Below are 26270 nucleotides of genomic sequence, written 5' to 3'. Positions count from 1 at the left end.
AGATGACCAACGACATGCTGCGCGCCCCCGCCGAGGTGAAGTACGCGGAGGAGCTCGACTGGCTGGAGTCGATCGACGACGGCCCCAAGCCGTTCTCGTGGCGGCTCAGCCCCAAGATGGTGCGGCTGTTCGTCCTCGGCTCCGAGCGCGCGGACGGCCTGGACCGGGAGGTCTCGCAGAAGTGGTTCGGTGATCGCAGTTTCGTCGAGCGCAGCATCGTGACGCTCGCTTCCGACCGCGGGCTGCTGCTCATCGGCGACCCCGGCACCGGCAAGAGCTGGCTCGCCGAGCTGCTCGCCGCCGCCATCTCGCGCAACTCCACGCTGGTCGTGCAGGGCACGGCCGGCACGACCGAGGACCACATCAAGTACTCGTGGAACGTCTCCATGGTCATCGCCAAGGGGCAGTCCCGGGCCTCGATGATCCCGTCGCCGATCATGACCGCGATGGAGCGTGGCGTGATCGGGCGGTTCGAGGAGCTGACCCGCTCGACCAGCGACGTGCAGGACGCGCTGATCTCGATCCTCTCGGAGAAGTACATCTCGATTCCGGAGCTCGACGAGGACAACATCGTCTTCGCCCAGCCCGGTTTCTCGATCATCGCGACGGCCAACAGCCGTGACCGGGGGGTCAACGACCTGTCCTCGGCGCTGAAGCGGCGGTTCAACTTCGTGCGCATCCCCGTCGTGACCAACAAGAAGAGCGAGGCGGAGATCGTTCGGTTCCGCACGACCGAGCTGCTGCACCGGCACCGGATCGAGCTCGACGTGCCGCCCAACCTGCTCGACATCCTGCTGCAGAGCTTCGCGGACCTGCGCGCCGCGGCCGACTCGGCGACGAGTGACGACGAGAAGCTCGAGTCGGCGCTGTCGACCGCCGAGCAGATCGGCGTGCTGGAGGACGCGATTCTGCACAGCACGTTCTTCGGGGACCGTGAGCTGCGGGCCGAGACGCTCGCCGGGTCGCTGGTCGGGTCGCTCGCCCGGCGCAGCCCGGAGGACCTGGCGATCCTCAACAAGTACTGGCACGGGGTGGTCGAGCCGCGCAGCAAGCAGGACGGCGGCGAGTGGCCCGCGTTCCTCGAGGGCGGCCGCCAGGCGATCGCAACCCTGTCATGACATCGCGGACGGAGCCCTTCGACGCGCTGCGCGGCCAGTTGGTGGAGGCGGCCACCGCCTTCGCCGGCGGTGCCGGCGCGGTGCCCGAGATCCTGGCCGGGATCGTCGACGACGTCGACCGGGCGCTGCGTGAGGAGCTGGAGATCTTTCCGGTCTGCCACCACTCGCCGGCGTCCGGCCTGGCGATGGTCCGCCGCCTGCGGGAGAAGCAGCCCAAGGTCATCTATCTGGAGCTGTGCGAAGACCTCCAGCCACTGCTGACGGAGTTGCGCAACTGCCGCCTGCCGGTGGCGCTGCAGGCCTTCGCTTCCGATCTCGACGGCTTCCCGAAGGACTGGGGGCCGTTGAGCGTCGTCGCCCCGATCACCGAGGCGTCGGCGGAATACCAGGCGATCTCCTACGCGCTCGACACACCCGGGGTCGAACTGGTGCTGGTCGACCGGTCGACCGACCACGTCTTCCAGTGGGAGCCGCAGCGCTCTGCCGAGAAGACCGCCGAGGAGGACGACCTGCACGGTGACGCCGTCGGCATCGAGATCGGTGACCTGCGGCCGCGCTTCGCCGAGCTGGAGCAGCACCTGTTGCACCACGGCAAGGTGCGGCACTGGTCGGAGTGGTGGGACCAGTATGTCGAGCAGCCGCTCGCCGGCGCCGACTACGCGACCTACCGGCAGGTCATGGTGCTGATCGGCAGCCTGTTCCGGCGGCTCGCCCCGGCCGACAGCCGGCGGGTCCGGGTCGACGAGGACCGCGAGCGGTACATGTGGACCCGCATGCGTGAGCACCTGGCCGCGTCGGGCGTCGACAAGGCCGACTGCCTGTACGTGTGCGGGGCGTTCCATGCGGCCAGCCGGGTCGACGAGTTCGGGACCGCCGACGGTGTGCCCGACTTCGAGATCAGCCCGCGCACGGCGACGAAGTGGCTCTACGGGCTGATCCCGTCGAGTCACTCGGCGATCGAGGCGCAGTTCGGGCTCGCGTCCGGCTCAGTCTCGATCGCGGCCGCCACGTGGGCCAAGGCGATCACCCGGTCGCGACTCACGCCGTTTCAGCTCGACGGGCAGCGCGGCAGCCGCAAGCGCGCGGCGAAGGCGCTGCCCGCCGCGACCGCCACGACCGAGCCGGTCGCCGATCGGCTCTCCGGGTTCCTGGCCAGCCCGCCGGCGCTCGACGGGCTGGACGAGGAAGAACTGCTCGGGTGGTGCGTCGACATCGTCCGGCTGGCTCGCCGCAACGGGTATCTCTCCAGCACCGCCGACGCCATCGCGGTGTTCGAGACGTCGATCCTGCTGGCCGGGATGCGCAATCGGGCCCGCCCGACGCCGTACGACTTCCAGGACGCGGCGGTCACCTGCATCGAGAAGGACGTCGTCCCGGGCCGGCGCGACGTGCGGCGGCTCTGCGAGATCCTGCTCGGCGGCGACCGGGTCGGCCAGGTCGGCTACGACGCGCTGCCGCCTCTGGCGCGCGACGTCTACGACCGGCTCGCCCCCATCGGGCTCGACCTGCGGAAGAGCACCGTGCAGCGGGCGCTGCTCGATCTGGCCGGCAGGCCGGAGCTCGTGCCGGCTTCCCATCTGCTCTGGATGCTGCGGTATCTCCTGCCGGACGGGGCGGTCCGCCCGATCATGGGCTCCCGCCGGCTCGGCGAGAAGTCCGTCCAGGAGAGCTGGGACCTGGCGATCGGCAAGCACCAGCGGTACATCATCGAGCTCGGCTACGAGGGCGTCACCGTCGAGCAGGTGGTCGAGCAGCGGCTGCGCCGATCGGTGTGGGCGCAGGACGCGACGGCGGCGGTCGCCCTGCGTGCCGTCGAGGACTCGATCCTGTTCCTCGGCAGCCGGCGCTTCACCGACGAGCTGGGCGCTCGGGCCGTCGAACTGCTCGCGGCCGAGCGCACGGTCGACGACGCGCCCGAGGTGCTACGCCGCATCCGGCGGCTGCTGGCGCACTACCGGGCGACCGAGTCCACGCTGCCGACGTGGTGCGAGGCGTTCGTGACCGCCGGATACGCGCATTACTGCACGCTGCTGCCGACCGCGTTCGTCGACGACGAGACGGGCGTGCGGCAGGTCGCGGCGATGCTCGGGTTCCTGTTCTCGATGGAGAGCCTGGCGCTGTCGCTCGGCTGTGACCGGGCACAGTTGGAGCTGGCCGTGCGCCAGTCACACCCGGAGGCGCCGGCGAAGGTGGCGCTGCTGTGGGCGGCACACCACCAGCTCGGCCTGCTCCCGCTCGCGGAGCTGCGCACCCGCTGCGCCGCGCTGCTGGCCAACCCGCTCGTCGTGCCGTCGTTCCCGCAGTACCTCAGCGGGTTCGTACAGGCGCTGGAGCCGGTCCCGAAGCTGGCCCCGTTCGCGGTCGAGATGATCTCGAACGCGTTCGCCAAGCTTCCCGACCCGGTCCTCCTGCCCTGGCTGCCGTCGCTGATCACCACGCTGCGGGACCAGGCGGGCGAGTTGGTGCCGGTCCTCATCCGCGAGGCCGGTCGCACGTTCCCCGGCACCCTCCAGGCCGTCGACGCCTTCGTGCCGCCGTGGAGCGCCCAGCCGCAAGCCCAGCGCCGGTTGGCGGCGCCCCTGGCCCCGGCCGGCCCGGTCGGCGCCTTCCTCGCGGCGCAACCGGCCACGACGGACGCCCTCGCCGACCTGCTCGGCTGTGCTTCTGGCTGGCAGGAGCGGGCCACGGCGGAGACCGCGCCGGCGGCGGTCCTCGCCCTGCTCGCCGTGCACCCGGCGACGGCCGAGGCTCTGATGCCGCTCCTGGTGCCGGCGGGCTGACCCCCATGACTCGGGCCGGAGGATCGCCGGCGGGACGATCCTCCGGCCCGGCCCACGCCGCCGGCTCACCCTTCAGCCGCGAGCGCGACGGCCGCTGCCGGACGCGATCCCCGGTCCAGGCGCGCCACGGCGCTAGACCGCCACCGCCACGGTGGCGATGCCGGCGCCGACCAGCGCCACCGCCCAGATCCGGTCCAGGTCGACCCATGTGGACCGCAGGATGCGCAGGCCGACGACCTGATAGACGAGCAGTGCCACCGCGCCGGCCACGGCGACCATCGAGACCGTGTGGACCGCCGTGGCGAGGAAGCCCGTCCACAACGGCGCGGTCGCCGCCGCGGCGCCGTGGTGGTGCCTGGTGGCCGGCGCGCCGGCCACCAGGACCGGGACCAGCATGAGGCCGGCGCCGTGGACGCTCGACATGAGGAACGACCAGCTCGCCAGTTGCGTCCACGACAGCCGCATGCCGGCCCACCGGAAGTGGCGCCGCGACAGGCTGCGCCACAGACCGAACCCCACCAGCACGATGCCGCCGCAGATCGCGACCACCCTCGTGGCGACCACCGACTGGAGCGCGCTCACCAGCCCGGCGACGACAAAGATCGACACGGCGTGGCCGGCGGCGATCGGCGCCAGAGCGCGCAGGACCGCTGCCCAGCGCCGCTCCTGACATCCGATCGCAACCGCGAACAGCCACCCCATGCCGGGGTTCAGGCCATGGAATGCGCCCATGGCCGCGAGTGCGACGTATGCGGCGATGCTCACTACGAGAAACAATACGAGTCGGAAGACGCGTCGCCGCCCTGGAGTCTCGTCTGATGGACGCGCCGCCCGCGGAAGTCGGCGCCGTGCGGGAAGAATCGCGCGTCGAGGTGGAGCCCGTCCTGCTCGGTGACGTCGAGCTTGGCCATCCAGGCGCCGACGCCGTCCGGGTAGAACTGGTCGTCCCAGGACCCGTAGAGCGAGTTGGTGACGTACACGCGCCGCCCGTCCCGGCTGACCTCGACCATCTGTGGTCCACCGGCGAGCGGCAGCGACGGGTCGGTCGGGTGGGCGGTGCGGCGGACGATGCCGCCGAGGCGCACCGAGTCGACGAAGACCGGGTTGAACGGATCGCTGACGTCGTAGCGGAGCAGTTCACCGGTGCCCCAGGCGGAGACGAACAGGAAGCGGTCATCGACCGTCAGGTCGATGTCGGTGACCAGCGGGGGGACGGCGCCGAACGGCTGGAGGACCGGCGGCAGGCCGGCGGCCGCGGCCGGCTCGGCCGGGATCGTGATCACCTTCTCGGCGGCGAAGCGCGAGCCTTCGCGGTGCCACATCCAGATCGACGCCGACAGATCCTCGACGCTGATGACGGTGTTGACGAACCCGTACTCCTTGCCGGGGTCGTGGGCGGGGCGTAGTTCGAGTGCCATCTGGTGCTGGTCACCGAGGTCGACGGTCTGCAGGTGGCGGCGCTTGCGCAGATCCCAGAAGTGCAGGGCGTGCCCGTATTCGCGGCCCAGCAGCAGCTCGCCCACCACGCCGTGCTCGATCATCGACGGCGTGCCCCACTCGCTGGTCACCACGACGTCGTGCCCGAGGTGCCACCAGACGTCGTAGGCGAGGTACTGCGGGCCGCGGTTGATCTCCCAACGGCCGAGGACCTCGAACGACGTGTGGTCGAGCAGCGCGATGCCGCCCGGGCCGTCGGCGCCGTCGGCACCGCCGAGCGCGGAGACGTAGATCCCCTCGGGGCCGCAGTGGACGGTGTGTGGCCGGGAGTAGCCCGCGCGTTTGCCGAGCTCGTCGGGCTCGAGGATCTTGACGATCGCGGGTGAGCGCGGGTCGGGGCCGGTGTCCAGGACGTGGATGCGGGACGAGCGCAGCCCGGGAACGATCAGATAGCGGCGCTCGACGTGCGGGTGTGGCGCATACGGGCACAGCGCGGTGCTGCACGCGTTCCAGCCGAAGTGGTGCAGCTCGTCACCGGTGTTGGGCAGCTCGGTCCAGCCGACCACGGTGCCGTAGGCGGCAGACGACGGGTCGGTGTCGACGACGGCGATGGCGTCGGGCCGCTCGGCGGCGCGGTCGAAGGCGGCCACGTAGGCGAGCTTCTCCGGCGGCGCCCGCAGCGCGTCGCGTGGCGACGGGTAGAAGGTCGGATCCGGTCTCCACAGAGCCATTTCCGCAGCATATTCCCTATCGGGGTGATCGAGGACACGTCACCCGGCCGGCCTCACCCTCGGCCGCCACACCCCCGTCGGCGAACTCACCCCGGATGCTCGAACTGGACGTGGACAGACAGGCGAGTGACACACCACGGCGGTACCGCCGTGGTGTCGGACCACAGGACCACCGGGCGGCCTCACATCGCCGCGGTTGTGCGCTGGACTGACCGCGGTCACCCCGGACGGTCAGGGCCGCTCGGCCGGCGCGAACGCCTTCCAGTTGCCGTACCGGCAAACCGAATCGATACTGTCGGCTTCCGCGCTTTTACTGCGAGTGGTATTTTCGCGATCACCCTCTTTCGGGCACCCGCGTGGCACGGCCGGCCGATACCCTTTGGCGGACTTCGATCGGCTCGCGAATCTGGGGGTTGCACCGGTGCGAAGATTCCTCCCCGCGTTGCTCGGCGCCGCGCTGTCGGCGGGCCTGTTGGCCGGCTGTACGCCGTCGAGCGCCCAAGAGACCGACACCCCGGGCATGGCCGAGCGCGGCACCGCCATGACCACGGCCAAACCGACCCGTCAGGACCTCACCAACCGCGTCAGCCTCTCCGGCAAGGTGACCCTCGGGCCGACCTTCGGCCTGGTGGCGCCGGTCGACGGCGAGGTGCGGTATCTGAACGTCAAGGCGCCGACGAGCACGCCGACCAAGCCGACCAAGGTGGCCAACATCTGGGCCGGCGGCAAGTCCACTCCGGTCGAGGTGCCGGCCGGCGCGGTGTTCACCGGGCGGCTCGTCGACGACCGGTCGAAGGTCACCGCCGGCATGCCGATCGTGTCGGCGAAGCGGGTGGGGTATGGCGTCGTGGCCGACATCGACGGCGCGCAGGCGTACCAGATCTCCGACACCCTCCAGTCCGTACAGGTGCAGGTCAAGAACGGCCCCGGCCCGTTTCCCTGCACCGTGCTCGGCACGCTCGCGGCGCTGCCGGCCGGCACGATCCCCGAGGAGCAGCCGCCGGCGCCCAACCCCAGCGCGAGTGTCGCCGCGCCACCGGTCGTCAAAGCGCCCACGCAGCAGCAGCCAGGCTCCGAACCGACCGGCATGCGGCTCGTCTGCGTCGGCCCCGCCGACGTGAAGCTCATCAACGGCGCCACGGCCACCGTCGAGGTCGTCACCGCGACGGCGACCAACGTGCTCGTCCTGCCGGTCGAGGCGGTCGCCGGGGCGCAGGGCCGCGGTCAGGTCGAGGTCATCAAGCCCGACCAGACCCGCGAGGTGCGCGAGGTGACGCTCGGCCTCACCGACGGCAAGGTCATCGAGATCAAGTCCGGGCTCGACGGCGACGAGACGGTTTCGGTGCCGGGGCCCAACCTGCCACCCGCCAAGCAGAACCCCGGTGGCGACCCCGTTCCGGGGATGACCAAATGAGCCCGCTCATCGAGCTCGTCGGGATCACCAAGACGCTCAAGGGCCAGCAGCAGCCGCGCACGATCCTCGACGGCGTCCACCTCGCTGTCGAGCGCGGTGAGAGCGTGGCGATCCTGGGCCGCTCCGGCTCCGGCAAGAGCACGCTCCTGAGCCTCATCGGGCTGTTCGACCGGCCCGACTCGGGGCAATACTTCATGGGCGGCCGCGACCTGGCCCGCATCCCCGAGCGCAAGGCCGCCGGGCTGCGCAGTGCCGAGTTCGGCTTCATCTTCCAGCGCTTCTTCCTGCTCAAGCACCTCACCGCCGCGCAAAACGTCGCCATGGCGCTGGTCAACGGGCAGGGCTGGCTGCCGCGGCGCAAGCGCAAGGCCCGCACGCTGGAAGCACTCGACCAGGTCGGCATAGCCGACCTCGCCAAGCACCGGCCGCCCAAGCTCTCCGGCGGTGAGCAGCAGCGGGTCGCGGTCGCCCGGGCACTCGTGCGCAACCCGAGCCTTTTGCTCGCCGACGAGCCGACCGGCGCCCTCGACACGGAGACCGGAAACCTCGTCATCGACGTCATGCGAGCCGCTACCGACCGTGGCTGCGGCCTGATCCTGGTCACCCACGACCAGGCACACGCCGCCAAGATGCACCGCGTCGTCCACCTGCGCAACGGTGTGCTGGAGTCGGCATGATCAGGCTGTCGGGGCGGTTCCGGTCGGCGCTGATCATCGGCGGGCAGGGCATCCGGGCCCGCAAGACGCGCACGTTCCTGTCGATGGTGTCGCTGTTCCTGGGCGTGCTGGCCGTGGTCACCGTCCAGGCGGCTGCGGAGACCGCGAAGACGCTGCGCCTCGCGGATGTCGAACTGCACGCCGGCAAGGACGGCACGCGCCAGATGTACATCCCGCCCTTCGGCGACGCGATCGACACGACGGTCGCCACGATCTCCGGCCGTCCCGGTGCGGCGGCGATGGTCGGCTACCAGGCGATCATCGGCGAACCGAAGGTTACCCCGGTCAACCCGGGCGCGGCGCCTTTCGACGACGCTGGCGGCTTCGGCTACGGCCCCGGGCAGTACGAGATGCGGTGCGACCCCTCCGGCATGTGCCGGCCGGTGCCGCTCGGCCCGGCCGACGTGGCCCCCAAGGGGCAGGCGATCGAGGTGCAGCTCAACGCGGTGGTCGGCGATGTGCGGCAGTTCCGGCCGTACAGGCCGGTCGCCGGTTCCTGGCTCGACCTCACCGGCCCGCCGTCGTATTCACCGCGCCTTGTGCTCAACAAGGAGGCGGCGCGCGGCTTCAACCAGCACCAGGTGCCCGCCGAGATGCGTCTGGACGGCACGACCGCCAATCTCACGCCGCGCATCGTGGGCGTGATCGACGACGGCAACTCCCAGCCCACCGCCTACGTCCGCGCCGACGAGCTGCGCAACTGGATGCCGCCGCAGTCCGGGCGGCCCGCTCTCGGCGGCATGGGGCTCCAGGTGATGTTCTCGCCGTCGGCGGGCGACACCGAGCGCCTGCTGACCCGCAAGTTGGCCGGCGCCGGGGTCCCGGCCGACGCCCTGCACGTCGAGGTGGTCAAGGCCCGGGAGAGCATCGAGCAGGAGCTCTCGATCATCCGCTGGATTTTCCTGGGCATGGCAGCGTTGGTACTGCTGATCGGCGTGGCCGGCATCCTCAACGTGGGTTTGGCGACGGTGGGTGAGCGGGTCGAGGAGTTCGCGCTGCGAAGAGCCGTGGGCACGCCGCGGTCGTTGCTGGCCGGCATCGTGCTGGCCGAGACGCTGCTGACCGGCCTGCTGACCGCCGCTGCGGCGATCGGCCTGTCGGTGCTGGCCCTCGACCTGGTGGTCCGCATCCTGGGCTCGAAGGTCCCGCAGTTGACCGACGTCACGTTCCCCTGGCAGGCGGGCGTGGCCGGCGTGATCGCGGGCCTGGTGGCCGGCCTGCTGGGCGGCTCGATCCCGGCCGTCCGCGCAGCACGGATCCCGATCGCCACAGTCATGCGCGCTTGACGAGCCGCTCCCGCTGTTCGCCCGGGGCTGTCGGGCCTGCCTCACCCGGCAGGAGCCGGCTGAGTCGGCCGCCCCGGCGTGGCGTTGATGATCGGCCGCGTTCGACCGGGGCGTGGCCGGCACGCCGAGTCGGCGGGGCGCGGGCGGTGGCGAGGAGCGGGTCGCTCGGTGACCAGCGGCGGGCGTTCGGGACCGACGCCGAGAAGGCCCCGCCCGGGGTCAACCCGCTGGCGATGCCGAGTGTTCGAGACAAGGCTTTTGACGGCTTTGGGAGGAAACTCACCATCGTCGATGGCGAGTGAAGAACCTTCGGGGTTTGTCGTTATGGAACCGTGACCTTCGCCAAGCTTGCTCACCTGTGGTGACGATCACCAGACCGCAATGCCGGATTTGTTGGCCTTGATGACCTGACATCGATCGGAACGTTCCGATAGCTCGTCACGCAGCGTTCGTTTTTCGCGCGGAACTGGTTACCGGCCAGTAATGACCGGTCTTGTACCTGCATCAGCGACCCGGCAACATCGTCCGCACGCCCCGCCCCGGCCTTCTGTGAAGAAACCGCCCGGCAGCGACAGAAGACCGCAGCGGAGGCGCGATGTGAGCGCCCGCAAGGCAGGAGCGCCGCACCCCAGCACCCCGCGACCAGAGGAGCCCTACGTGTCCGTAGCTCAGGGCAGTGCGGTGAAGGGCCGCACGAGATGGAAGCGTTTCGCGACCGTCGTCGTGCCGGCCAGCTTCATCGCCGGCGCCATCGTCTTCGGCCAGGCGACCGGCGCGATCGCCGCGTCGTTCGCCGTCTCCGGCCAGCAGTTCAAGGTCTCCGCCGACAAGCTGGAGGGCACCGGCTTCGTGCAGTACGGCGGCCTGGCCACCGAGAAGGGCGGCAACCCGCAGAACCCCGCCGACCCGAAGAACCACTTCGTGGCGGTCTCGGGCATCAAGGAGGCCAAGCTCTACAACCTGTGCCAGTCGGTGAAGGTGCCGGGCCTGCCGGTCAGCATGGTCATCCACGCCGGCCAGGGCGCTCCGGCCGAGGCGACCGACCTGCTCATCAACCTGTCGTCGCTCAAGGGTGACGCGACGTTCAACAACATCCAGATCGGCATCGACGCCTCCGACCTCACCAAGGGCGGTGCGGACGCCAAGGGTCTGCAGGGCAGCTTCGCCCAGCAGGCCGACAGCGTGACCATCACCAATCTCAAGCAGGTCGCCTGGTCGACCACCGCCGGCACGTTCAAGCTCACCGGCCTCGACCTGAGCATCTCGACCGGTGCCAAACCGGAGGAGTGCTTCTAGCGCCTGTTTCATGGCTGAGGCCGGGCTGCGGCAGGCCCGAACACCCCCTGCCCGCGCCGGGCTTGGTCGGATACACCCCCGGTATCCGACCAAGCCCGGCGCGCACCCGGCAAACGTTTGGATTCCGCCTCGCCTCGACCCCAGCTATGAGACAGGCGCTAGTTCTGCCGCCCGGGCCCGCGGGCTTGCATTGTGAGCGATCTGGAGGACGTCCGTGACCCCCTCTCACGCCGCGCACGCGAAGTACCGTGCGTCCTTCGGTGGGTGGCGCGCCCAGCGCCCGTTCTGGGGTGGAGTGTTCCTGCTGCTGTCCGGGCTGGAGCTGTTCCTCAGCGGCAACCTGGAACTCGCCCTCGAGGTCCACTTCGGACCGACCGGGTTCCTGTCCTACGTGCTGCCCGCGATGATGCTGCTCTGCGGCCTACTAACCTGGTTCTCGCCCGGTCAGCGGCTGTTCTACGGCATCCTGGGCACCCTCACCGCGCTCTATGCGCTGATCGGGCTCAACCTCGGCGGCTTCTTCCTCGGCACGGTCCTCGGCGTGGTCGGCGGCGGCCTGGCCGTCTCCTGGGCCCCCGCCGAACCATCCGTGCCGGCCGATGACGACACGGTGATCGACGAGCCCGATCCGGAGCCGTACTACCGGGACACGCAACTCGAAGACATCCTGGTCGACGAGCCGCGGCAGCCGTCGGGGGTCCTCACCGACGAACTGCCCACCGCCCAGTACAGCCCCCTGCACCGCGGCGACAAGGGCGGGGCCGGCAGTGCCGACGAGCAGCGCCCGCCGGACGGCGCCGGCGGGCTGCCCAGGCACCGGGGACTCGGCGGCCTCCTGCTGGCCGTCGCCGTCATCGCCGCGGTCGTCGGGGCCGCCCATCGGCCCGGGGAGGCGTACGCCGCCCCGTGCGCCGGCCCCAGCGTGAAGGCCAGCACCAAACCGTCGGGCGAGGCCGCACCGGGCACTACGGCGAGCCCGAGCGCGAGCGTGAGCCCCGGCCCGTCACCCACGAAAGCCGAAGCGAAGGGCCCGGGTCTGCTCGACTGGTTCGGAAACCTCTTCGGCGGCGGCGCGAAGAAGGAACCCGAAACGCAGGCGGCCCCCAGCGAGAGCCCGGTGCCGCAGCCGTCCGGCTCCAAGGCGCCGTCGAAGAGCCCGGGCTGCGTCCCGTCGAACGCCTCGCCGTCGCCGGACAAGTCGCCGAACAACAAGAAGGCCGAGGTCGCCCCCGGACAGCCGCACGTCGCCGCCGCGCCGTCGATCCTCAGGGCCGACGTGATGACGATGGACAACCTCGCCTACGACGGTGTCGCCGAGCTGACGAAGAAGGACGGCAGCAAGGTCAAGGTGCTCGCCTTCAGCATGAAGAAGTCGACCTCGACACCCTTCGAGCTGCGGACCCCGGGCGCGCCGAAGCCGCTCATCACCAAGAGCTCGTCGCTGACGGTCGAAGGCAACGTGAAGTTCTACACGACGCGGTTCTCCGCGAACGTGCTCGGCATCCTGCCGATGACGTTCACTCCGTCGACGCCGCCGCCGCCGATCCCGTTGCCCGGCTTCTACACCAAGTGCGACATCGAGCTGGTCTACGTGTCGTCGAACGTCCTGACCGCCCCCGCACTGGACATCTCCTACGCCCCCCACTGACCGTCGCCCCGTCGCCCCGTCGCCCCGTCGCGCGTTGATCTTGCAGTTGTGGTGCCTGACAAACCGGGCATTCGGGGAGTGTCCCGGCACCATAACTGCAAGATCAACGCGCGGGGGAGGGGCTACAGGCGGGCTAGGGCTGCTCGCAGCGGGTCGAGCCCGAGCGAGCCGAGGTTGAGCGCGTCGCGGTGAAACGCCTTGAGGTCGAAGTCGGCGCCCTTGCGGGCCCGTGCCTCGTCCCGGGCGGCCAGCCAGGCCCGCTCGCCGAGCTTGTACGAGGGGGCCTGCCCGGGCCAGCCGAGATACCGGTTGAGCTCGAACCGCAGGCTCTTCTCCTCGACCCGGCAGTGCGCCCGCAGGAACTCCCAGCCCAGCTCGGGCGTCCACCGCTCGCCGGGGGCGAACCCGAACGGGTTGTCGCGGGGGACCTCCAGCTCCAGGTGCATGCCGATGTCGACGATGACGCGGGTGGCGCGGAACGCCTGCCCGTCGAGCATGCCGAGCTTGTCACCCGGGTCGGAGAGATAGCCCAGCTCGTCCATCAGCCGCTCGGCGTAGAGCGCCCAGCCTTCACCGTGCCCGGACGACCACGCCAGGATACGCCGCCACCGGTTCAGCAGTTCCGCCCGCACATACGTCTGGCCGATCTGTAGGTGGTGACCCGGGACGCCCTCGTGGTAGACCGTCGTGACCTCGCGCCAGGTCGAGAAGCTGTCGATGCCCTGCGGCACGGCCCACCACATGCGGCCCGGGCGGGAGAAGTCCTCGCTGGGGCCGGTGTAGTAGATGCCGCCGTCGGACGTCGGCGCGAGCATGCACTCGATCGGCTGGACCTGCGGCGGGATGTCGAAGTGCCGGCCGTTGAGCTCCCGCACGGTGGTGTCGGCGAGCTCCTGCATCCAGTCGCGGAACGCCTCCTTGCCGTGGATCGTGCGGGCCGGGTCGGTGTCGAGCGCCTCGACCGCGTCGTCGATGCCGCCACCCGGGACGATCTTGTCGGCCACGGTGCGCATCTCGCTCTCCAGCCGGGCGAGCTCCTCGAACCCCCACCGGTACGCCTCGTCGAGGTCGACGGTCGCGCCGAGGAAGTAACGGGACGCCAACCGGTAGCGCTCACGGCCGGCGGCCTCCTTCGGCCGGCCCAGCGGGGCCAGCTCGCGGCGCAGGAACTCGCCGGTCGCCACGGTCGCCGCGCGCGCCGCCTCGGCGTTGCGGGCCAGGTCGGCGGCGAGCGCCGGGCTGTCCGTGCCGATGCGGGCGGCCAGGTCCGGGTAGAAGTTGTCGCCCTCGGGGTCGGCCCAGACCGCACACTGCTTGGCCACCTCGATGATCTGCTTGGCCGGTGCCACGTTGCCCCGCTGCGCCTCGTGCAGCAGCGTCCGCTGCCACTGGGCGAGCGCCTGCGGGACCGCGGCGAGCCGGGCCGAGATGTTGGCGGCGGCCTCCTCGCCCTCCGTCGGCATGAGGTCGAACGAGCTGCGCACGCCGTGCAGCGGGCTGGAGATCACGTTGACGTCGCTGGTGATGTCGCCCGCCTCGAACCGCTCCAGGGCGAGCCCGAGGCGCTCCCGCATGGCCTCCTGGGCGACCTGCTCGGTCTCCGTGGCCGGGGTCTGCGCGTCGAGTTCGGCGAGGGTGCGCCGGTCGAGGTCGGCGAGTGCGGCGAAGCCCTCGGGCGACAGGTCGGTCAACTGGTCGTCGTGGCCGGCCACTCCGACGAAGGTCGCCCCGATCGGGTCGAGGGGCGCCCACTGCTCGACATAGCGGTCGGCGATGTCATCGATAGATCCCACGCGCCGACCCTACGCGACAGGGCGCTCCGCCGCGGTCCGGGCGCAGGCCAATTCCCAACGGGTGGCTTGACCTGCGTTTCAAGGTCCGAAATCCGCGCGACGGCGACGCCCCGCGCGGAGCAAAGTAAGGCCCATGTCGAGCCGCACCCCTGACGCTCCGGTGAACCGCTGGTTACCCGCCTTCCTGGCGGTCGCGCTCATCTGGGGCACCAGCTTCATGTTCATCAAGGACGCGCTCGTCGAGCTGGAGCCGGTCTACATCGCCGGCTACCGCGTCGCGCTCGGCGCGCTCACACTGCTCGGCTACCTGGCCCTGCGTCGCCTGCCGTTGCCCCGCGGTGCCCGGCTGTGGGGCCACCTCTTCGTGTTCTCGCTGTTCGCCACCACCATCCCCTTCACCCTGTTCGGCTACGCCGAGCAGCGGGTGCCGTCGGTCCTGGCCGGCATCTGGAACGGCACCGCGCCGCTCACCACGCTGCTGGTGACCCTGATCGCGGTGCGCGGCGAGCGCCCCGGCCGTCGCCAGCTCAGCGGCCTGCTCATCGGCTTCGCCGGGGTGCTCGTCGTCCTCGGCGTCTGGGAGGGGGTCGGCGGCAGCTCGCTGACCGGTCAGGTCATGCTCTTCGGCGCGGTCCTCTGCTACGGCATCGCGTTCAACTACACGCGCTGGCTCATGAAGCACTTCGACATGACCCCGCTCCAGCTCTCGATCGGCCAGCTCGTCATGTCGACCCTCCACCTGCTGATCGCCGCCCCGCTGATCGCCGGTGCCCCGCCGAACCCGCTGGGCCACTCGCCCCGCGTGTACCTCGCTGTCGTCGCCCTGGGCGTCTTCGGTACCGGCATCGCCTTCGCCCTGAACTTCCACGTCGTCCGGACCGCGGGCGTGACCACCGGCTCGATGGTCACCTACCTGCCGCCGTTCGTGGCCGCGGTCGCCGGCACCGTCTTCCTCGGCGAGACGCTGACCTGGCACCAGCCGGTGGGCGGGATCATCGTCCTGGCCGGCGTCGCCGCCTCGCAGGGCCTGTTCTCAGCCGTGCGAGGCCGTCCACGCGAGCAGGCCGGCGGCGGGCATCGTGTTGACGATGCGGTCAGCCGGGACACCGCAGGCGACGGCGCGCGCGCAGCCGTTGGGTAGCCAGTCGAGCTGGCCCGGCGCGTGCGCGTCGGTGTCGATCGAGAACCGGCAGCCCGTTTCGAGCGCGATCCGCAGCAGCCGCTTCGGCGGGTCGAGCCGCTCCGGCCGCGAGTTGATCTCGATGGCCTTGTCGTGCTCGACCGCCGCGCCGAAGACGGCCGCCGGGTCGAACTGGCTCTCGCCCCGGGTGCCGCGGCCGCCGGTGATCAGCCGCCCGGTGCAGTGGCCAAGGATGTCCAGGTGCGGATTGGTCAGCGCGGTGACCATCCGCTTGGTCATGACCGCGGACTCGTCCTTGAGGTTGCTGTGCACCGAGCCCACCACGACGTCGAGCCGCGCCAGCAACTCGTCGGTCTGGTCGAGCGACCCGTCGGCGAGGATGTCGACCTCGATACCGGTGAGGATGCGAAACGACATGTCGAGGCCCGCGAAGCCGGCGTTGATCTCGGCGACGACGTCGAGCTGCTCGGCCAGCCGCTCGGCGGACAGCCCACGCGCCACGGTCAGGCGCGGCGAGTGGTCGGTCAGCACGAGGTACTCGTGGCCGAGCTCGGCGGCGGCCAGCGCCATCTCGTCGATCGGCGAACCGCCGTCGGACCAGTCGGAGTGCGCGTGGCAGTCGCCGCGCAGCGCGGCGCGCAGGGCGGCGGTCTCCGCGTCGAGGTCCTGACCGGCGGTGGACTCGAGCCGGCGCAGGTAGACCGGCTCCTCGCCGTTGAGCGACTCGACCACGCAGCGTGCCGTCACGTCGCCGACGCCCGCCAGCTCGGTCAGTTTGCCGGCGGCGGCACGGGTGGCGATCTCGCCCTCCGGCAGCTTGGCCAGCACGGCGGCGGCGCCCCGGAACGCACGGACGCGATAGGTCTTCTCGTGGGCCCGCTCCAGCAGAAACGCGATGCGTCGCAGATCGGCCAGCGGGTCGCGAGCGGTTGGCATGCGTCAGACGCTAGTGCTCCGCGAGCCTTTGTGCGCGACCACGGTCCGGGTGCGGGTCAGCGTGGCGAACGGGTTGGCGAACTGCAGCACCAGCGTGGTGAACTCCGAGCCCGGGTGGCAGCGGATCATCAGAAGCTGGTCGCCGCGCCGCACATCCCAGAACGTGCCGCCGAAGACGCCGGCCGTGATGATGCCGTCGAGGTGCAGACCGCCGTGCCGGCCGCCGAGCGCGGGCGTCTCGGACCGGGGCACGATGCGGATGGAGCTGACCGTGGTCAGCGGCACCTCGATCCGCTCGCGGCGGGTCCACCAGCGGTCGAGTCCCTGTGGTTCGATGATCAGCGCGGTGTCGGTCACGGTGAGCTGGAGATGTGTCGGGACCTTCATCAACGCGAGCAGTCCGGCGGCCATGAGGACGGGGACTGTCGCGAGCGCCAATACGGTGCTCATGAATCCCGAATGTACGCTCGTCAACGTCAGGCGTCGGGACTTTCACAAAACCGAACGGACGAATTCCCGCGCTTCACCCGGCGCGGCCATCGGGAACGGACCATTGATGCGCACCATTGACTGGATTGACGACGCGGTTGTCGTCGTAGATCAGACCCTCCTGCCCAAGGAGATGGTCTTCCTGCGGCTGACGACCGTCGAGCAGCTCGTCGAGGCGATCCAGCGGCTGGCGGTGCGTGGCGCTCCCGCGCTCGGGGTGGCGGGTGCGTTGGGGGTCGCGCTGGCCGCCAGGCAACACGCGGACGGCGAGGCGCGGGCTCAGGCCGTACACCTCGTGGAGACCGCACGGCCGACGGCGGTGAACCTGGCCCGCGGCGCGCGACGGGCGGCGGCGTTGTTGCCGTCTTTCGACGCGGTGCTCGAAGAGGCATTGCGGGTGCGGGACGAGGAAATCGCGAGTTCGGCGGAAATGGGGCGGCGGGGCGCCGACCTGGTGCAGGAGTTGTGCGGCCCGGGCGCCCGGCTGCTGACGCATTGCAACACCGGCGGGCTGGCGACGGTGGTCGAGGGCACGGCATTGGCGGTGGTGTTCGAATTGCACCGCCGGGGCGCCCTGGCCGGTGTGATCGCGAGCGAGACCCGGCCGCTGCTCCAGGGCGCGCGGCTGACGACGTGGGAGCTGGGCCGGGCCGGCGTGCCGCACCGGCTGGCGGTGGACTCGGCCGGGCCGTTCCTCATGGCCCGCGGCGAGGTCGACGCGGTCATCCTGGGCGCGGACCGGATCTGCGCCAACGGCGACGTGGTGAACAAGGTGGGCAGCTACGCCCACGCGCTGGGCGCGGCGGCGGCCGGTATCCCGTTCATCTGCGTGGCGCCGGAGTCGACCGTCGACCCGGACACCCCGAGCGGCGACAAGGTCGAGATCGAGGACCGCGGCTCGGCCGAGGTGGTCGGCGCGGCGGCCCCCGAGGGCACGTCGGCCGTGAACCCCGCGTTCGACGTGACCCCGGCGTCGCTGGTGACCGCGATCGTCACCGACCGGCGCGTCTGGCGCCCCGCCCCACCCCGTTGATCTTGCAGTTGTGGTGCTGGCGAACCCGGACATCGCGGGAGTGTCGCGGCACCACAACTGCAAGATCAACGCAAGGAGGGTGGGTCAGGACGGGCGGGCCGCGTGGACGGTCTTGCGATCGGTCGACACCGACTCGATCCAGCCGCCGACCCGGCCCAGGCGGAGCAGCACGTCCGCCCGGGCCGGCAGGTCGGCGGTCTCGCCGGGCCGCGGCGGCCAGGCCAGCCGGGCGGTGTAGCCGGGTGTCAGCCAAGGCGTCAGCGCGCCGATCGGGTCTGAGCCGTCGAGGATCGCCCGGGCGGCGTTGAGGTCGGCGAGCACGGCGTCCAGGGCGGCCAGCACCGCCGGCGCGTTGCCGCCGCACATCGCCGCGGTCAGCTCCGGCCGGGCCGCGGCGACCCGGGTGCCGTCGCGGAACGAGCCCGCGGCCAGCGTGCCGGCGAGCGGGTCGCTGGCCACCCGTGCCGCCATGGCCGCCGCCACGAGGTGCGGCACGTGCGAGATCGCCGCCACGGCGTGGTCGTGCTCGTCGGCGGTGGCCGGCACGACCCGGGCGCCCAGGCCGGTGACCAGCGCCGCGAGTTCGAGCCAGTCGCGGATGCCGGCGCCGTCCCCGGTCAGGCACAGCACCCAGGCGCAGCCCTCGAACAGCCGCGGGTCGGCCGCCGTGAAACCGGACGTTTCCCGGCCGGCCATCGGGTGCCCGCCGATGAACGTCGCCAGGGACTGGCCGCCGGTGCGCAGCCGGTCGAGCGCCAGGTCGCGGACCGGCCCCTTCACCGAGGTCACGTCGGTGACGACGCCGACGTACGCGAGGGAGGCCAGCTCGTCGAAGACCGCGCCGACCGACGGCAGCGGCACGGCGACGACGGTCAGATCCGCGTCCCGGACCGCGTCGGCGATGGTGCCGGTGACGTGCCAGCGGGCATTGGCCGGTGCCTGCGCGGCGGCGGTGCGGGCGGTCGCCCGGGTGGCCGGGTCGGCGTCGTAGCCGCTGACCCGGTGCCCGTGCACCGCGAGCGCCCGCAGGACAGATCCGCCGATCAGCCCGAGACCGATGACCGCCACGTTCAACGTCGCATCACGCACTGCGGAACTGTCGCACACCACCGGATCACCCTTTCGGCTCGGGACGTCCCGCCGAACGCCTTATGCGACCCGATTAGTGGCGTTTTCGTCAGTTACGAGTCGTTACGGTGTGCTCCATGCGACTCATCCTGAAAACCGCTCTCTGCGTAGTGGCCGCCGCCACGGCCGCCGCGCTGGCCGGCGCCCAGGCGGCGGGTGCCGCCGTCGTGGAGCGCAGCCCTCTGCGGTCCCCGTCGTTCGACGGAACCGTGTGGTCAGCGGCCTATTTGGGCGATACCGTCTTCGTCGGCGGGTCCTTCAGCAAGGCGATCGTGAGCGGCAAGAGCTACCCGCGGACCCGGCTCGCGGCCTTCAACGCCCGCACCGGAGCCCTGCTCGACTGGGCTCCCGCGGCCGACGCCACGGTTCGCGGGCTCGCCACTGCCGGTAACTCTGTGTATGTGGTTGGTGACTTTTTGAAGGTGTCCGGGGTGAAACGGGACTCGATCGCCGAGCTCGACGCGACCACGGGCGCCGTCAGCGCGTTCAGCCACTCGGTTTCCGGCGGCGCGCCGGTCGCCGTCGGGGTCGGCGGTGGCCGGCTCTACATCGGCGGGCGGTTCACCGCCATCGACGCCGCCGAGCGCACCAACCTGGCCGCGTTCGACATCGCGACCGGCGCGCTGGACACCCGCTGGGCGCCCACCACCGACGACCGGGTCGAGACGCTGGCCGTGACCGCGAGCCGGGTCTACCTCGGCGGCTCGTTCCACAAGACCAACGGCGTCAGCAACACCCTCCGGCTCACCGCCGTCGACCCGGTCAGCGGATCGCTGGACAAGGGTTTCCTGCCGCGGCCATCAGCGGTGGTACTGGCTGTGGCCGTCGGCGACGACGGCACCGTCTACGCCGGCATGGGCGGCCAGGGCGGCCGCGCGATCGCGTTCACCCCCACCGGCAATGCCCGCTGGACCAGGGTCTTCGACGGTGACGTCCAGGCCGTCGCCACGATGGGCGGGGTGGCGTACATCGGGGGCCATTTCGACAAGGCCTGCACCACCGGCAACAACGGTGCCAAGGGCGCCTGCACCGACGGCTCGGTCTCCCGGGTCAAGCTCGCCGCCGCGGACAAGGACGGCAAGCTGCTCGACTGGGCGCCACAGGCCAACGGGATCGCCGGTGTGCGGGCGCTCGTCGCCGACCCGCGGCTCGGCCTTGTCGCCGCCACCGGGGAGTTCACGACCATCGGCGGCGTGAGTCAGAAGCGCCTCGCCCTGTTCGGATGACATTCGGCAGCCGGTAGTCGCGGGCTGCGGCCCGGTCGTCCCGCTCGGACGGCCGGGCTAAGCTGCTTTTTGTGGCAGTGAGCGAGTCGCAGTGGAGGGAGCCGGACGCGTCCGGTCCCGCGCCTGCCGGGCAGGCGGCACCCGCGACGGCCGGCTGGCCCCGTCCGGTGACGGCCGGCATGCCCGCTCCGGTGGGCGCGGCGCGGCAGTCATGGCCCGGCGCGATGGGCCCGCCGGTGATCGGACCGCCGCCGCGGATGAGTGCTTCCCGCCCGCCGACGCCCGCCGCGCAACACGGGGCATGGCAGGGTGCGCTGCGCCCGCCCGTGTTCGTGGTGAGCCAGCCCAGGCCCACCTATCGCGAGCCGCTCCCCGTGCGCAGCCCCATGGTCACCGCCGGCGCCGCCGTCGGTGCCGGCTGGATGCTGTTGTTCGGGCTGCTGGCGACCTCGGCCCGGGGGTATATCTGGCTGACGCTCATCGCGGGCATCCTCGCCTGGGGCGCCTCGGCGGTCCTCGCCCGCTTCGGCGACCGGGGTGTCGCGGTCGGCGTGGCGATCGCCAGCGGGGTCGCGGTGGCGATCGCCGGCCTTGTCGTCGGCTACCGGATGGCCGGTGGTGACTGGCTGCTCTGGTAGCCACGTTCCTGGATGGGGCGAGCGACGCTGGGTAGCCGTTGCGCGGACTTTGGCGTGTGCTCTTGACGTGGATTGCGGCGAGCATCACGCTCAGCAACATGGCTTTGAGGCTGCAGCGGCTCGACCCCGAGCGGCGTCGCCGGCGGCTCGCGCTGCTGGTTGAGCTTGCGGACGCGAAGGCGCTCCGCGAGCGGTTCCGTCCCCGTCGGCTGCGTGCCGACCGCCTCCGAGCGCTGATCGCAAACCGGCGACGACTCGCCGACTAAACACATCCGGGGGCCTTCACCGCCAACCGGTGACTCGCTCGAATAGTGTTCACGCGTAACGACGAGCACCGACCGGGGGGACCGTGTCGTACTTCGCTGCCGCTGTCACGCGTGGCGCCGAGGGCTGGGCTGCTGCCGAGCTCGACCTCAGTGGCGCCGCCGACATCGAAGAGATCACCGATCGCTTGCGCGACGTCGACGCTGAGGCGTCGGTGTCGCTGCTGTTCGTCGAGTCCGACGATGCCTACCTGGCGATCCTGCGCCTCGACGAGGGAGAGGACCTGCGCGTCTTCGGCTCCGACTCGGTGTTCGCCGAGGAGTCGCGCCTGGGCGCCATCCTCCTCGGCGACATCGAGGAGCAGTTGCCGGAGGTCGCCGCGGTCGACGAGGAGCCGTCCGAGGAGGATGAGGAGGAGCGCCCGTCGGCGGAGCCGGAGGTCGAGCCGGTCGGCGACCCCGAGCTGCTCGCCGATCTCGGCCTGTCGGGCGGCCGCCTGCTGGAGCTGTGCGCCCAGGAGGGCATGCTCCCGGCCGACCTGACGGCCGAGATCTGCCAGGCCGTCGGCGCGGGCGACGAGATCGAGGAACTCCGGGACGCCTGAGCGCGCCTGCCCGGGCCGCCGGCAGTATGTCCCCGGACGTGACCGCCGCCGGCGGCCTGCTCCGAGCGCGGGCCGCTGGAGGCGAGCGCCGGGACGGTGCCGGGGCGCGGAGGGAGGACCGGGTGCGGCGGTGGGAAGGGGCCATGCGCCGGGCGCTCGACGTGGCGGCTGGCGCCGGGGACGACGTGCCCATCGGGGCGGTCGTCCTCGGGCCCGACGGGCAGGAGCTCGGCGCCGCGCACAACGAGCGGGAGAAGACCGGGGACCCCACCGCCCACGCCGAGCTGCTGGCGCTCCGGCGGGCCGCCCAGCGGCGCGGGGAGTGGCGGCTCGAGGACTGCGTCCTCGTCGTCACCGTCGAGCCGTGCACGATGTGCGCCGGAGCCGTCGTGCTGGCCCGCGTCGGCACCGTCGTCTTCGGGGCCTGGGAGCCCAAGACGGGAGCCGCCGGCTCGCTGTGGGACGTCATGCGCGACCGGCGGCTCACCCACCGGCCGGAGGTGATCGGCGGGGTGCTGGAGGCCGAGTCGTCAGTGCTGCTGCGCGAGTTCTTCCACCGGCACCGCGAGTAGCTCCCGCACCGCCGAGCGGGCGTCGTCGCTCCACGGGGCCGGCCGCAGCGTCCGCGGGTCGAGCTTGACGTTGACGCGCCGGCCCTCCGCGTGCACCGTCTGCCCGTCGGCGGACAGGATGCGGAAGCAGTACACCGCGCTGCTCTCGCCGAGGGTCTCGACCCAGAAGTGCACACCGATCTCGCCCGTGCCGCGCACCGGCGAACGGTACGAGATCGAATACTCCGCGACGGCGTGCATCACGTCGGAGGTCGTGGGCCGGCCGCCGGCGTAGGAGTGGCCGCGGGAGGCCCACCACTGGGACAGGGCGCGCTCGAGGAAGACGGCGTAGCGCGCGTTGTGGACGATGCCCATCGCGTCGAGGTCGTCGAAGTGGACCTCGAAGGGCTGGACGTGACCGTGCATCGGATCAGACCTCCGGAAGGAGAGACGGTGTCGGGCTCAGACCGCGGAGCCGCACGAGGGCGGCCGTCCACGCGTAGGTGAAGACTTGGACCTCGTCCAGCAGCCGCGACTCGTAGACCGCCGCGGTGCCGTACGCGTTGAGCTCGAAGGCAAGCTGCGCCGGGTGGACGTCGTCACGCAGCTCGCCGAGCTCGACGGCCTCGACGATCAGCCGCTCCAGCAGCACGTGCCAGGCCGCCAGTGCGCCGGACAGCGCGTCCTGGACGCTGCCGGGCCGTGCGACGAACTCGAACTGCGTGTTGGTGAAGAAGCAGCCGCCGGGCAGCGCGCCCGACGAGACGTCCGCGAGGCGCGACTCGTGCAAGGCCCACAGCCGCCGGATGCCTCGCGGCGCGCGCAGGGCCGGGCGAACCACCGTGTTCGTGAAGCGCTCCTGTGCGTGCGCCACCGCGGCGAGCTGCAACTCCTCCTTGGTGCGCCAGTGCGCGAAGAGTCCGGACTTGCTCACCCCGAGCCGGTCGGCGAGCTGGCTCAGCGAGAGCCCGTCGAGGCCGGACTCGGTGGCAAGGACGACGGCGGCGTCGAGCGCGGCGGCGCGGGACCGCTCGCCGCGGGCGAGCCGGCCGTCGGTGGTGGCGCCAGGGACCATGCCCAGACCGTACCAACAAAAAGTCCGACCGGTCGGTTAGTTTTTTGTGGGCAGGGTCACCATCACGGTGCGGCCGCCTTCCGTTCCAGCGGTCGCCCGGGCTGTGCCCGGCCATGCGGGCGGCGCGCTTGTCGCCGACGGAGGTGTTGTCGTCTTGAACGGGGGCCCGCACACCCGGGCCCCCTCTTCCCTTGACCGCTCAGGCGATGATCGTCTGCAGGGCGATCTCGACCATCTGGCCGAACGTCTGCTCCCGATCCTGCGCGGTGGTCCGCTCGCCGGTCTTGATGTGGTCGCTGACGGTCAGCAGCGTGAGGGCCTGGGCCCCGAAGCGGGCGGCGATCGTGTAGAGCGCGGCGGACTCCATCTCGACCGCGAGCACCCCGTAGTCGGCGAGCCGGTCGTAGAGGTCCGGCCGGTCCGTGTAGAACGCGTCGGCGGCGAGGACCGGCCCGACCCGCATGGAGATGCCCTTCTCCGCCGCGGCGTCGACGGACCGGCGCAACAGCTCGAAGTCGGCCACCGGCGCGTAGTCGATCAGGCCGTCGAACCGGGCCCGGTTCATGTTCGAGTCGGTGCTCGACCCGATGGCGGCCACGACGTCACGCAGTCGGAGCGACGCGACGATCGCGCCGCAGCTACCGACGCGGACAAGCTTCTTGACGCCGTAGTCGTTGATCAGCTCGTGTGCGTAGATGCTGGCGCTCGGCATCCCCATGCCCGACCCTTGGACGGACACCTCGACGCCGTCGTACATTCCGGTGAACCCGAGCATGTTCCGAACGGTCGAGTAGCAGCGGGCATCCTTGAGGTACGTTTCGGCGATCCACTTCGCCCGCAGCGGGTCCCCGGGAAGGAGTACCCGCTCGGCGATGTCGCCCGGCTCGGCGCCGATGTGCGTGCTCATGGCCACGATCCTGCCAAATGGTGAGCCCCTGTGGGGATGGGGATGAGGGGTCGGGTAAGGTCTTCGGCGGTGGCGTGTCCGAGTGGCCTAAGGAGCACGCCTCGAAAGCGTGTGAGGGCGCAAGTCCTCCCGGGGTTCGAATCCCCGCGCCACCGCACTCTGGCCAGCAGAAGCGCCCGGAATCTTCCGTTGGAGGTAGCCGGGCGTTCGGCTTTTGTCGTACTTCGTCGCAGTTGCCTCGCAGGTCATCCGGCCCGGCCGCTTCTCGCGTCAAGGGTCGGTCGGCGATTTTCTGGAATCCCGCCCGCAGCCAGCGAACTTTCGGTCGTCAGGACGCAAGGCCGCGACCAGTTCAGCCGCGCGCCCGTCTGTCCACCCCGGTGTTGCTCTGCCGGACGGTGACGCCCGGTCGTGCGGGTGGTGTCTGTCGCTCGTGGTCGCCGCTGGACCCGGGGCGGCGGGTCCAAGCCGGGCGACTCCAGATCATGAGAGAGATCTGGCTGCCGGGGCAGCCGCATCTTTCCCATGATCTGAGGTCGAGCGGCGTGGCGGCGGAACGGGCGCCGGCACACCTCGCGAGACCCGCGCCCGAGTGGGGTTGTTTGTTGGGCTGAACTTCGCGGGGCTCGCGTCAGGACGGCGGTCATGAGCGGCTCCGCTCCGCGGGCGACCCCCGTGTGAAATGCGTTGCCCTGGGCGTGGCTCGGGGTGACCCTGGAGCTGGCACTGAGCAGGGAAGATCGATCAGGACGTATGGAGTGGCACGGCCGGTTGGCGTACGCCATTCTGCGATATAGCACCTTGGGGCCTGGCGATCTGTGACGCGGCTACTCATACTGATAAGGGGCCGAAACGGCGGGGCTAAGGGGGGAACTTATGCCGACCGTCTTCTATCAGGGCCACGACGTCGTCATCACCGACGACGTCTTCGCCATCTGGAAACCTGACCCCCAGGTCTACGACCTGGAGGCGTTGGAAGGCGTGCGCGTCGAGCACGACGACTGTCGTCCGGCGCTGTTCGCGTTTCTGGTCGTCGGGACGCTGGCCGCCGTGGGGGCGGTGGCCGGCTGGTCGTTGGTCCACGGGCCCGGTGGCTACCTGGTGGCAGCCGTGGTGATCGCGGTGCCGCCGGTGGCGGGCCGCGCCCTGCGCATTCTGGGGCCTGTGACGTGGTCGCTCAAGGCGATCTATTCGGGCGCTGAAGTGACCTTGTTCGCATCGACCAATGCCATCGTGTTCAACCGGGTTCGCCGGAGCCTGCTGCGCGCATTCGCGGCCAACGCCGCCAGCGTGGAGCGACTGGACCGGGCCGGCTATGGCGAGGCTTTCCGGAGGCTCGACCGGACGCTGTGAGTATTGAGAATGATCGCTCGCTGGGCATTCCCGCCCGGCGGGCATTCATTCATCTCTGGACCGCCCGTTTTGTGGCCTTATAAGGCATTCACCTCGTGCCATATCCCGTATTTCCGTGTGGCGGCGCCCATGCCACTACGTATGCTGAAGATTCAGGTCCCAGGGTGAGGGGAGGGCCCATGGCCGAGAACAACGGCGAACTGAGCTGGCGCCGAAGTGCCTGGTGCGGCACAAATGCGTGTGTCGAGGTCGCCGAGCAGGGGGATACCCTGCTCGTCCGCGACTCGAAGGAAGAGCGGGGGGAAGTGCTCTCCTTCAGCAAGAGCGACTGGGCCGCATTCATGGTCGAGCTCCGCAGTGGCGGGCTGCGCACGGAAGCGCGGTGAGGTTGAGCGCGAAGGCCTTCAACGAGGAAGGTCACCTCGCGCTCAACCGACAGGGTGAGCCTACTGGAAGTCGAAGTTTCCAGCCCTTACACCGGCAACGAACGCGTCCCACTCCGCACGATCGAAGGTGAGCACCGACCCGTTCGGGTTCTTTGAATCACGCACAAGAAGCGAGTCGGCATGCTGGGCGACTTCAACGCAGGCGCTGGACCCACAGAATTCGCTTTTGCGCCACTCCAGACGCGTGTCCGCTTGTTGCACTATATTCTCACCCTTTCCTTATCGGGCCCGCAGTGAGCACGGCGGCCCCTTTCAACCTC

26 protein-coding genes and 1 tRNA gene are annotated in these 26270 nt (G+C 70.8%); 17 read left to right on the top strand and 10 right to left on the bottom strand.

All coding sequences use genetic code 11. From position 1 onward, the window contains the following. Window positions 1-2: 2 nt before the first annotated feature. Both Drose_RS36005 and Drose_RS36000 read left to right on the top strand, forming a co-directional pair. Entirely contained in the window at window positions 3-1118 is a 1116-nt protein-coding gene (locus tag Drose_RS36005; RefSeq protein ID WP_260725665.1) for an ATP-binding protein, read from the top strand. Continuing rightward, window positions 1115-3898, top strand: a complete 2784-nt coding sequence (locus tag Drose_RS36000; protein ID WP_260725664.1) for a DUF5682 family protein — start codon at window positions 1115-1117, stop codon at window positions 3896-3898. Before Drose_RS36005 ends, Drose_RS36000 begins: the two co-directional genes overlap by 4 nt. Before the next feature lie 132 nt (window positions 3899-4030). Here the strand turns inward: Drose_RS36000 and Drose_RS35995 are convergent, their stop codons facing one another. Both Drose_RS35995 and Drose_RS35990 read right to left on the bottom strand, forming a co-directional pair. Beyond that, complete coding sequence (locus Drose_RS35995) at window positions 4031-4663, bottom strand: hypothetical protein (RefSeq protein WP_260725663.1); 633 nt, start codon at window positions 4661-4663, stop codon at window positions 4031-4033. Beyond that, window positions 4663-6066: a selenium-binding family protein gene (locus tag Drose_RS35990; RefSeq protein WP_260725662.1), complete on the bottom strand. Its 1404-nt coding sequence runs from the start codon at window positions 6064-6066 to the stop codon at window positions 4663-4665. Before Drose_RS35990 ends, Drose_RS35995 begins: the two co-directional genes overlap by 1 nt. A gap of 421 nt (window positions 6067-6487) precedes the next feature. On the opposite strand from Drose_RS35990, the gene Drose_RS35985 reads away from it, so the two are divergent. The 5 genes from Drose_RS35985 (at window position 6488) to Drose_RS35965 (ending at window position 12426) form a co-directional block, all read left to right on the top strand. Continuing rightward, entirely contained in the window at window positions 6488-7480 is a 993-nt protein-coding gene (locus tag Drose_RS35985) for an efflux RND transporter periplasmic adaptor subunit (RefSeq protein ID WP_260725661.1), read from the top strand. Further along, window positions 7477-8157: an ABC transporter ATP-binding protein gene (locus Drose_RS35980; protein WP_260725660.1), complete on the top strand. Its 681-nt coding sequence runs from the start codon at window positions 7477-7479 to the stop codon at window positions 8155-8157. The genes Drose_RS35985 and Drose_RS35980 overlap by 4 nt, the downstream gene beginning before the upstream one ends. Continuing rightward, window positions 8154-9482 carry an ABC transporter permease gene (locus Drose_RS35975; RefSeq protein ID WP_260725659.1) on the top strand — a complete coding sequence of 443 codons (1329 nt, stop codon included), beginning with the start codon at window positions 8154-8156 and terminating at the stop codon, window positions 9480-9482. The genes Drose_RS35980 and Drose_RS35975 overlap by 4 nt, the downstream gene beginning before the upstream one ends. 657 nt (window positions 9483-10139) lie before the next feature. Further along, on the top strand, window positions 10140-10778 hold the full coding sequence (locus tag Drose_RS35970; protein WP_260725658.1) for a DUF6230 family protein: 639 nt from the start codon (window positions 10140-10142) through the stop codon (window positions 10776-10778). A 214-nt stretch (window positions 10779-10992) separates the two neighbouring features. Then, window positions 10993-12426, top strand: a complete 1434-nt coding sequence (locus Drose_RS35965) for a DUF6114 domain-containing protein (protein WP_260725657.1) — start codon at window positions 10993-10995, stop codon at window positions 12424-12426. Window positions 12427-12548: 122 nt separating this feature from the next. On the opposite strand, the gene Drose_RS35960 is transcribed toward Drose_RS35965, so the two are convergent. After that, the gene (locus Drose_RS35960) at window positions 12549-14219 is read right to left on the bottom strand and encodes a DUF885 domain-containing protein (RefSeq protein ID WP_260725656.1); all 1671 of its coding nucleotides are present in this window, start codon (window positions 14217-14219) and stop codon (window positions 12549-12551) included. 133 nt (window positions 14220-14352) lie between these two features. On the opposite strand from Drose_RS35960, the gene Drose_RS35955 reads away from it, so the two are divergent. After that, complete coding sequence (locus tag Drose_RS35955; RefSeq protein ID WP_260725655.1) at window positions 14353-15360, top strand: DMT family transporter; 1008 nt, start codon at window positions 14353-14355, stop codon at window positions 15358-15360. On the opposite strand, the gene Drose_RS35950 is transcribed toward Drose_RS35955, so the two are convergent. Both Drose_RS35950 and Drose_RS35945 read right to left on the bottom strand, forming a co-directional pair. Next, a complete protein-coding gene (locus tag Drose_RS35950; RefSeq protein ID WP_260725654.1) occupies window positions 15253-16296 on the bottom strand; it encodes a PHP domain-containing protein in 1044 nt (347 codons plus the stop codon). The two genes, Drose_RS35955 and Drose_RS35950, sit on opposite strands and share 108 nt — an antisense overlap. Window positions 16297-16299: 3 nt before the next feature. Beyond that, complete coding sequence (locus tag Drose_RS35945) at window positions 16300-16746, bottom strand: hypothetical protein (protein ID WP_260725653.1); 447 nt, start codon at window positions 16744-16746, stop codon at window positions 16300-16302. A 106-nt stretch (window positions 16747-16852) separates the two neighbouring features. Between Drose_RS35945 and mtnA the strand changes: the two genes are divergently transcribed. After that, entirely contained in the window at window positions 16853-17818 is a 966-nt protein-coding gene (gene mtnA, locus Drose_RS35940) for an S-methyl-5-thioribose-1-phosphate isomerase (protein WP_260725652.1), read from the top strand. An 84-nt stretch (window positions 17819-17902) separates the two neighbouring features. Here mtnA and Drose_RS35935 read toward each other — a convergent pair whose 3' ends face one another. Continuing rightward, window positions 17903-18907 (bottom strand): prephenate dehydrogenase/arogenate dehydrogenase family protein, encoded by a 1005-nt coding sequence (locus tag Drose_RS35935; RefSeq protein WP_260725651.1) that lies wholly within the window; start codon window positions 18905-18907, stop codon window positions 17903-17905. Between the two features lie 116 nt (window positions 18908-19023). Between Drose_RS35935 and Drose_RS35930 the strand changes: the two genes are divergently transcribed. The 5 genes from Drose_RS35930 (at window position 19024) to Drose_RS35910 (ending at window position 22250) form a co-directional block, all read left to right on the top strand. Next, window positions 19024-20172, top strand: a complete 1149-nt coding sequence (locus tag Drose_RS35930) for a PQQ-like beta-propeller repeat protein (RefSeq protein WP_260725650.1) — start codon at window positions 19024-19026, stop codon at window positions 20170-20172. 71 nt (window positions 20173-20243) lie between these two features. Then, window positions 20244-20810 (top strand): hypothetical protein, encoded by a 567-nt coding sequence (locus tag Drose_RS35925; RefSeq protein WP_260725649.1) that lies wholly within the window; start codon window positions 20244-20246, stop codon window positions 20808-20810. Window positions 20811-20908: 98 nt separating this feature from the next. After that, window positions 20909-21076: a hypothetical protein gene (locus tag Drose_RS35920; protein ID WP_260725648.1), complete on the top strand. Its 168-nt coding sequence runs from the start codon at window positions 20909-20911 to the stop codon at window positions 21074-21076. Window positions 21077-21159: 83 nt separating this feature from the next. Next, window positions 21160-21678 carry a tRNA adenosine deaminase-associated protein gene (locus Drose_RS35915; protein ID WP_260725647.1) on the top strand — a complete coding sequence of 173 codons (519 nt, stop codon included), beginning with the start codon at window positions 21160-21162 and terminating at the stop codon, window positions 21676-21678. 143 nt (window positions 21679-21821) lie between these two features. Further along, entirely contained in the window at window positions 21822-22250 is a 429-nt protein-coding gene (locus Drose_RS35910; protein ID WP_260729936.1) for a nucleoside deaminase, read from the top strand. Here the strand turns inward: Drose_RS35910 and Drose_RS35905 are convergent. The 3 genes from Drose_RS35905 to deoD form a co-directional block, all read right to left on the bottom strand. Then, on the bottom strand, window positions 22209-22655 hold the full coding sequence (locus tag Drose_RS35905; protein WP_260725646.1) for an acyl-CoA thioesterase: 447 nt from the start codon (window positions 22653-22655) through the stop codon (window positions 22209-22211). The genes Drose_RS35910 and Drose_RS35905 overlap by 42 nt on opposite strands. Before the next feature lie 4 nt (window positions 22656-22659). After that, on the bottom strand, window positions 22660-23304 hold the full coding sequence (locus Drose_RS35900; RefSeq protein WP_260725645.1) for a TetR/AcrR family transcriptional regulator: 645 nt from the start codon (window positions 23302-23304) through the stop codon (window positions 22660-22662). 199 nt (window positions 23305-23503) lie between these two features. Then, window positions 23504-24211 carry a purine-nucleoside phosphorylase gene (gene deoD, locus Drose_RS35895; protein WP_260725644.1) on the bottom strand — a complete coding sequence of 236 codons (708 nt, stop codon included), beginning with the start codon at window positions 24209-24211 and terminating at the stop codon, window positions 23504-23506. A gap of 68 nt (window positions 24212-24279) precedes the next feature. Here deoD and Drose_RS35890 point away from each other — a divergent pair. From Drose_RS35890 to Drose_RS35880, 3 genes are all read left to right on the top strand, one after another. Continuing rightward, a tRNA-Ser gene (locus Drose_RS35890) sits at window positions 24280-24366 on the top strand. 721 nt (window positions 24367-25087) lie between these two features. After that, a complete protein-coding gene (locus Drose_RS35885) occupies window positions 25088-25564 on the top strand; it encodes a DUF6232 family protein (protein WP_260725643.1) in 477 nt (158 codons plus the stop codon). Window positions 25565-25743: 179 nt separating this feature from the next. Next, window positions 25744-25950 carry a DUF397 domain-containing protein gene (locus tag Drose_RS35880; RefSeq protein WP_260725642.1) on the top strand — a complete coding sequence of 69 codons (207 nt, stop codon included), beginning with the start codon at window positions 25744-25746 and terminating at the stop codon, window positions 25948-25950. A gap of 60 nt (window positions 25951-26010) precedes the next feature. Here Drose_RS35880 and Drose_RS35875 read toward each other — a convergent pair whose 3' ends face one another. Continuing rightward, window positions 26011-26211, bottom strand: coding sequence for a DUF397 domain-containing protein (locus Drose_RS35875; protein ID WP_313899973.1), 201 nt, complete (start codon window positions 26209-26211; stop codon window positions 26011-26013). Window positions 26212-26270: the final 59 nt, after the last annotated feature.

It is taken from the genome of Dactylosporangium roseum (assembly GCF_025264685.1).
GTDB lineage: Bacteria > Actinomycetota > Actinomycetes > Mycobacteriales > Micromonosporaceae > Dactylosporangium > Dactylosporangium roseum.
Note: the sequence above shows the minus strand (reverse complement) of the source record. Positions and strands in the feature narration are given on the sequence as shown.

Excerpts from the sequence above, each read along its gene's own strand:
- deoD (WP_260725644.1), bottom strand. The coding sequence starts at position 24,211 with ATGAGCACGCACATCGGCGCCGAGCCGGGCGACATCGCCGAGCGGGTA.
- Drose_RS36005 (WP_260725665.1), top strand. The coding sequence starts at position 3 with ATGACCAACGACATGCTGCGCGCCCCCGCCGAGGTGAAGTACGCGGAG.
- Drose_RS35975 (WP_260725659.1), top strand. The coding sequence starts at position 8,154 with ATGATCAGGCTGTCGGGGCGGTTCCGGTCGGCGCTGATCATCGGCGGG.
- Drose_RS35950 (WP_260725654.1), bottom strand. The coding sequence starts at position 16,296 with ATGCCAACCGCTCGCGACCCGCTGGCCGATCTGCGACGCATCGCGTTT.
- Drose_RS35920 (WP_260725648.1), top strand. The coding sequence starts at position 20,909 with ATGGCTTTGAGGCTGCAGCGGCTCGACCCCGAGCGGCGTCGCCGGCGG.
- Drose_RS35885 (WP_260725643.1), top strand. The coding sequence starts at position 25,088 with ATGCCGACCGTCTTCTATCAGGGCCACGACGTCGTCATCACCGACGAC.
- Drose_RS35930 (WP_260725650.1), top strand. The coding sequence starts at position 19,024 with ATGCGACTCATCCTGAAAACCGCTCTCTGCGTAGTGGCCGCCGCCACG.
- Drose_RS35910 (WP_260729936.1), top strand. The coding sequence starts at position 21,822 with ATGCGCCGGGCGCTCGACGTGGCGGCTGGCGCCGGGGACGACGTGCCC.
- Drose_RS35955 (WP_260725655.1), top strand. The coding sequence starts at position 14,353 with ATGTCGAGCCGCACCCCTGACGCTCCGGTGAACCGCTGGTTACCCGCC.
- Drose_RS35980 (WP_260725660.1), top strand. The coding sequence starts at position 7,477 with ATGAGCCCGCTCATCGAGCTCGTCGGGATCACCAAGACGCTCAAGGGC.
- Drose_RS35945 (WP_260725653.1), bottom strand. The coding sequence starts at position 16,746 with ATGAGCACCGTATTGGCGCTCGCGACAGTCCCCGTCCTCATGGCCGCC.
- Drose_RS36000 (WP_260725664.1), top strand. The coding sequence starts at position 1,115 with ATGACATCGCGGACGGAGCCCTTCGACGCGCTGCGCGGCCAGTTGGTG.
- mtnA (WP_260725652.1), top strand. The coding sequence starts at position 16,853 with ATGCGCACCATTGACTGGATTGACGACGCGGTTGTCGTCGTAGATCAG.
- Drose_RS35905 (WP_260725646.1), bottom strand. The coding sequence starts at position 22,655 with ATGCACGGTCACGTCCAGCCCTTCGAGGTCCACTTCGACGACCTCGAC.
- Drose_RS35900 (WP_260725645.1), bottom strand. The coding sequence starts at position 23,304 with ATGGTCCCTGGCGCCACCACCGACGGCCGGCTCGCCCGCGGCGAGCGG.
- Drose_RS35880 (WP_260725642.1), top strand. The coding sequence starts at position 25,744 with ATGGCCGAGAACAACGGCGAACTGAGCTGGCGCCGAAGTGCCTGGTGC.
- Drose_RS35990 (WP_260725662.1), bottom strand. The coding sequence starts at position 6,066 with ATGGCTCTGTGGAGACCGGATCCGACCTTCTACCCGTCGCCACGCGAC.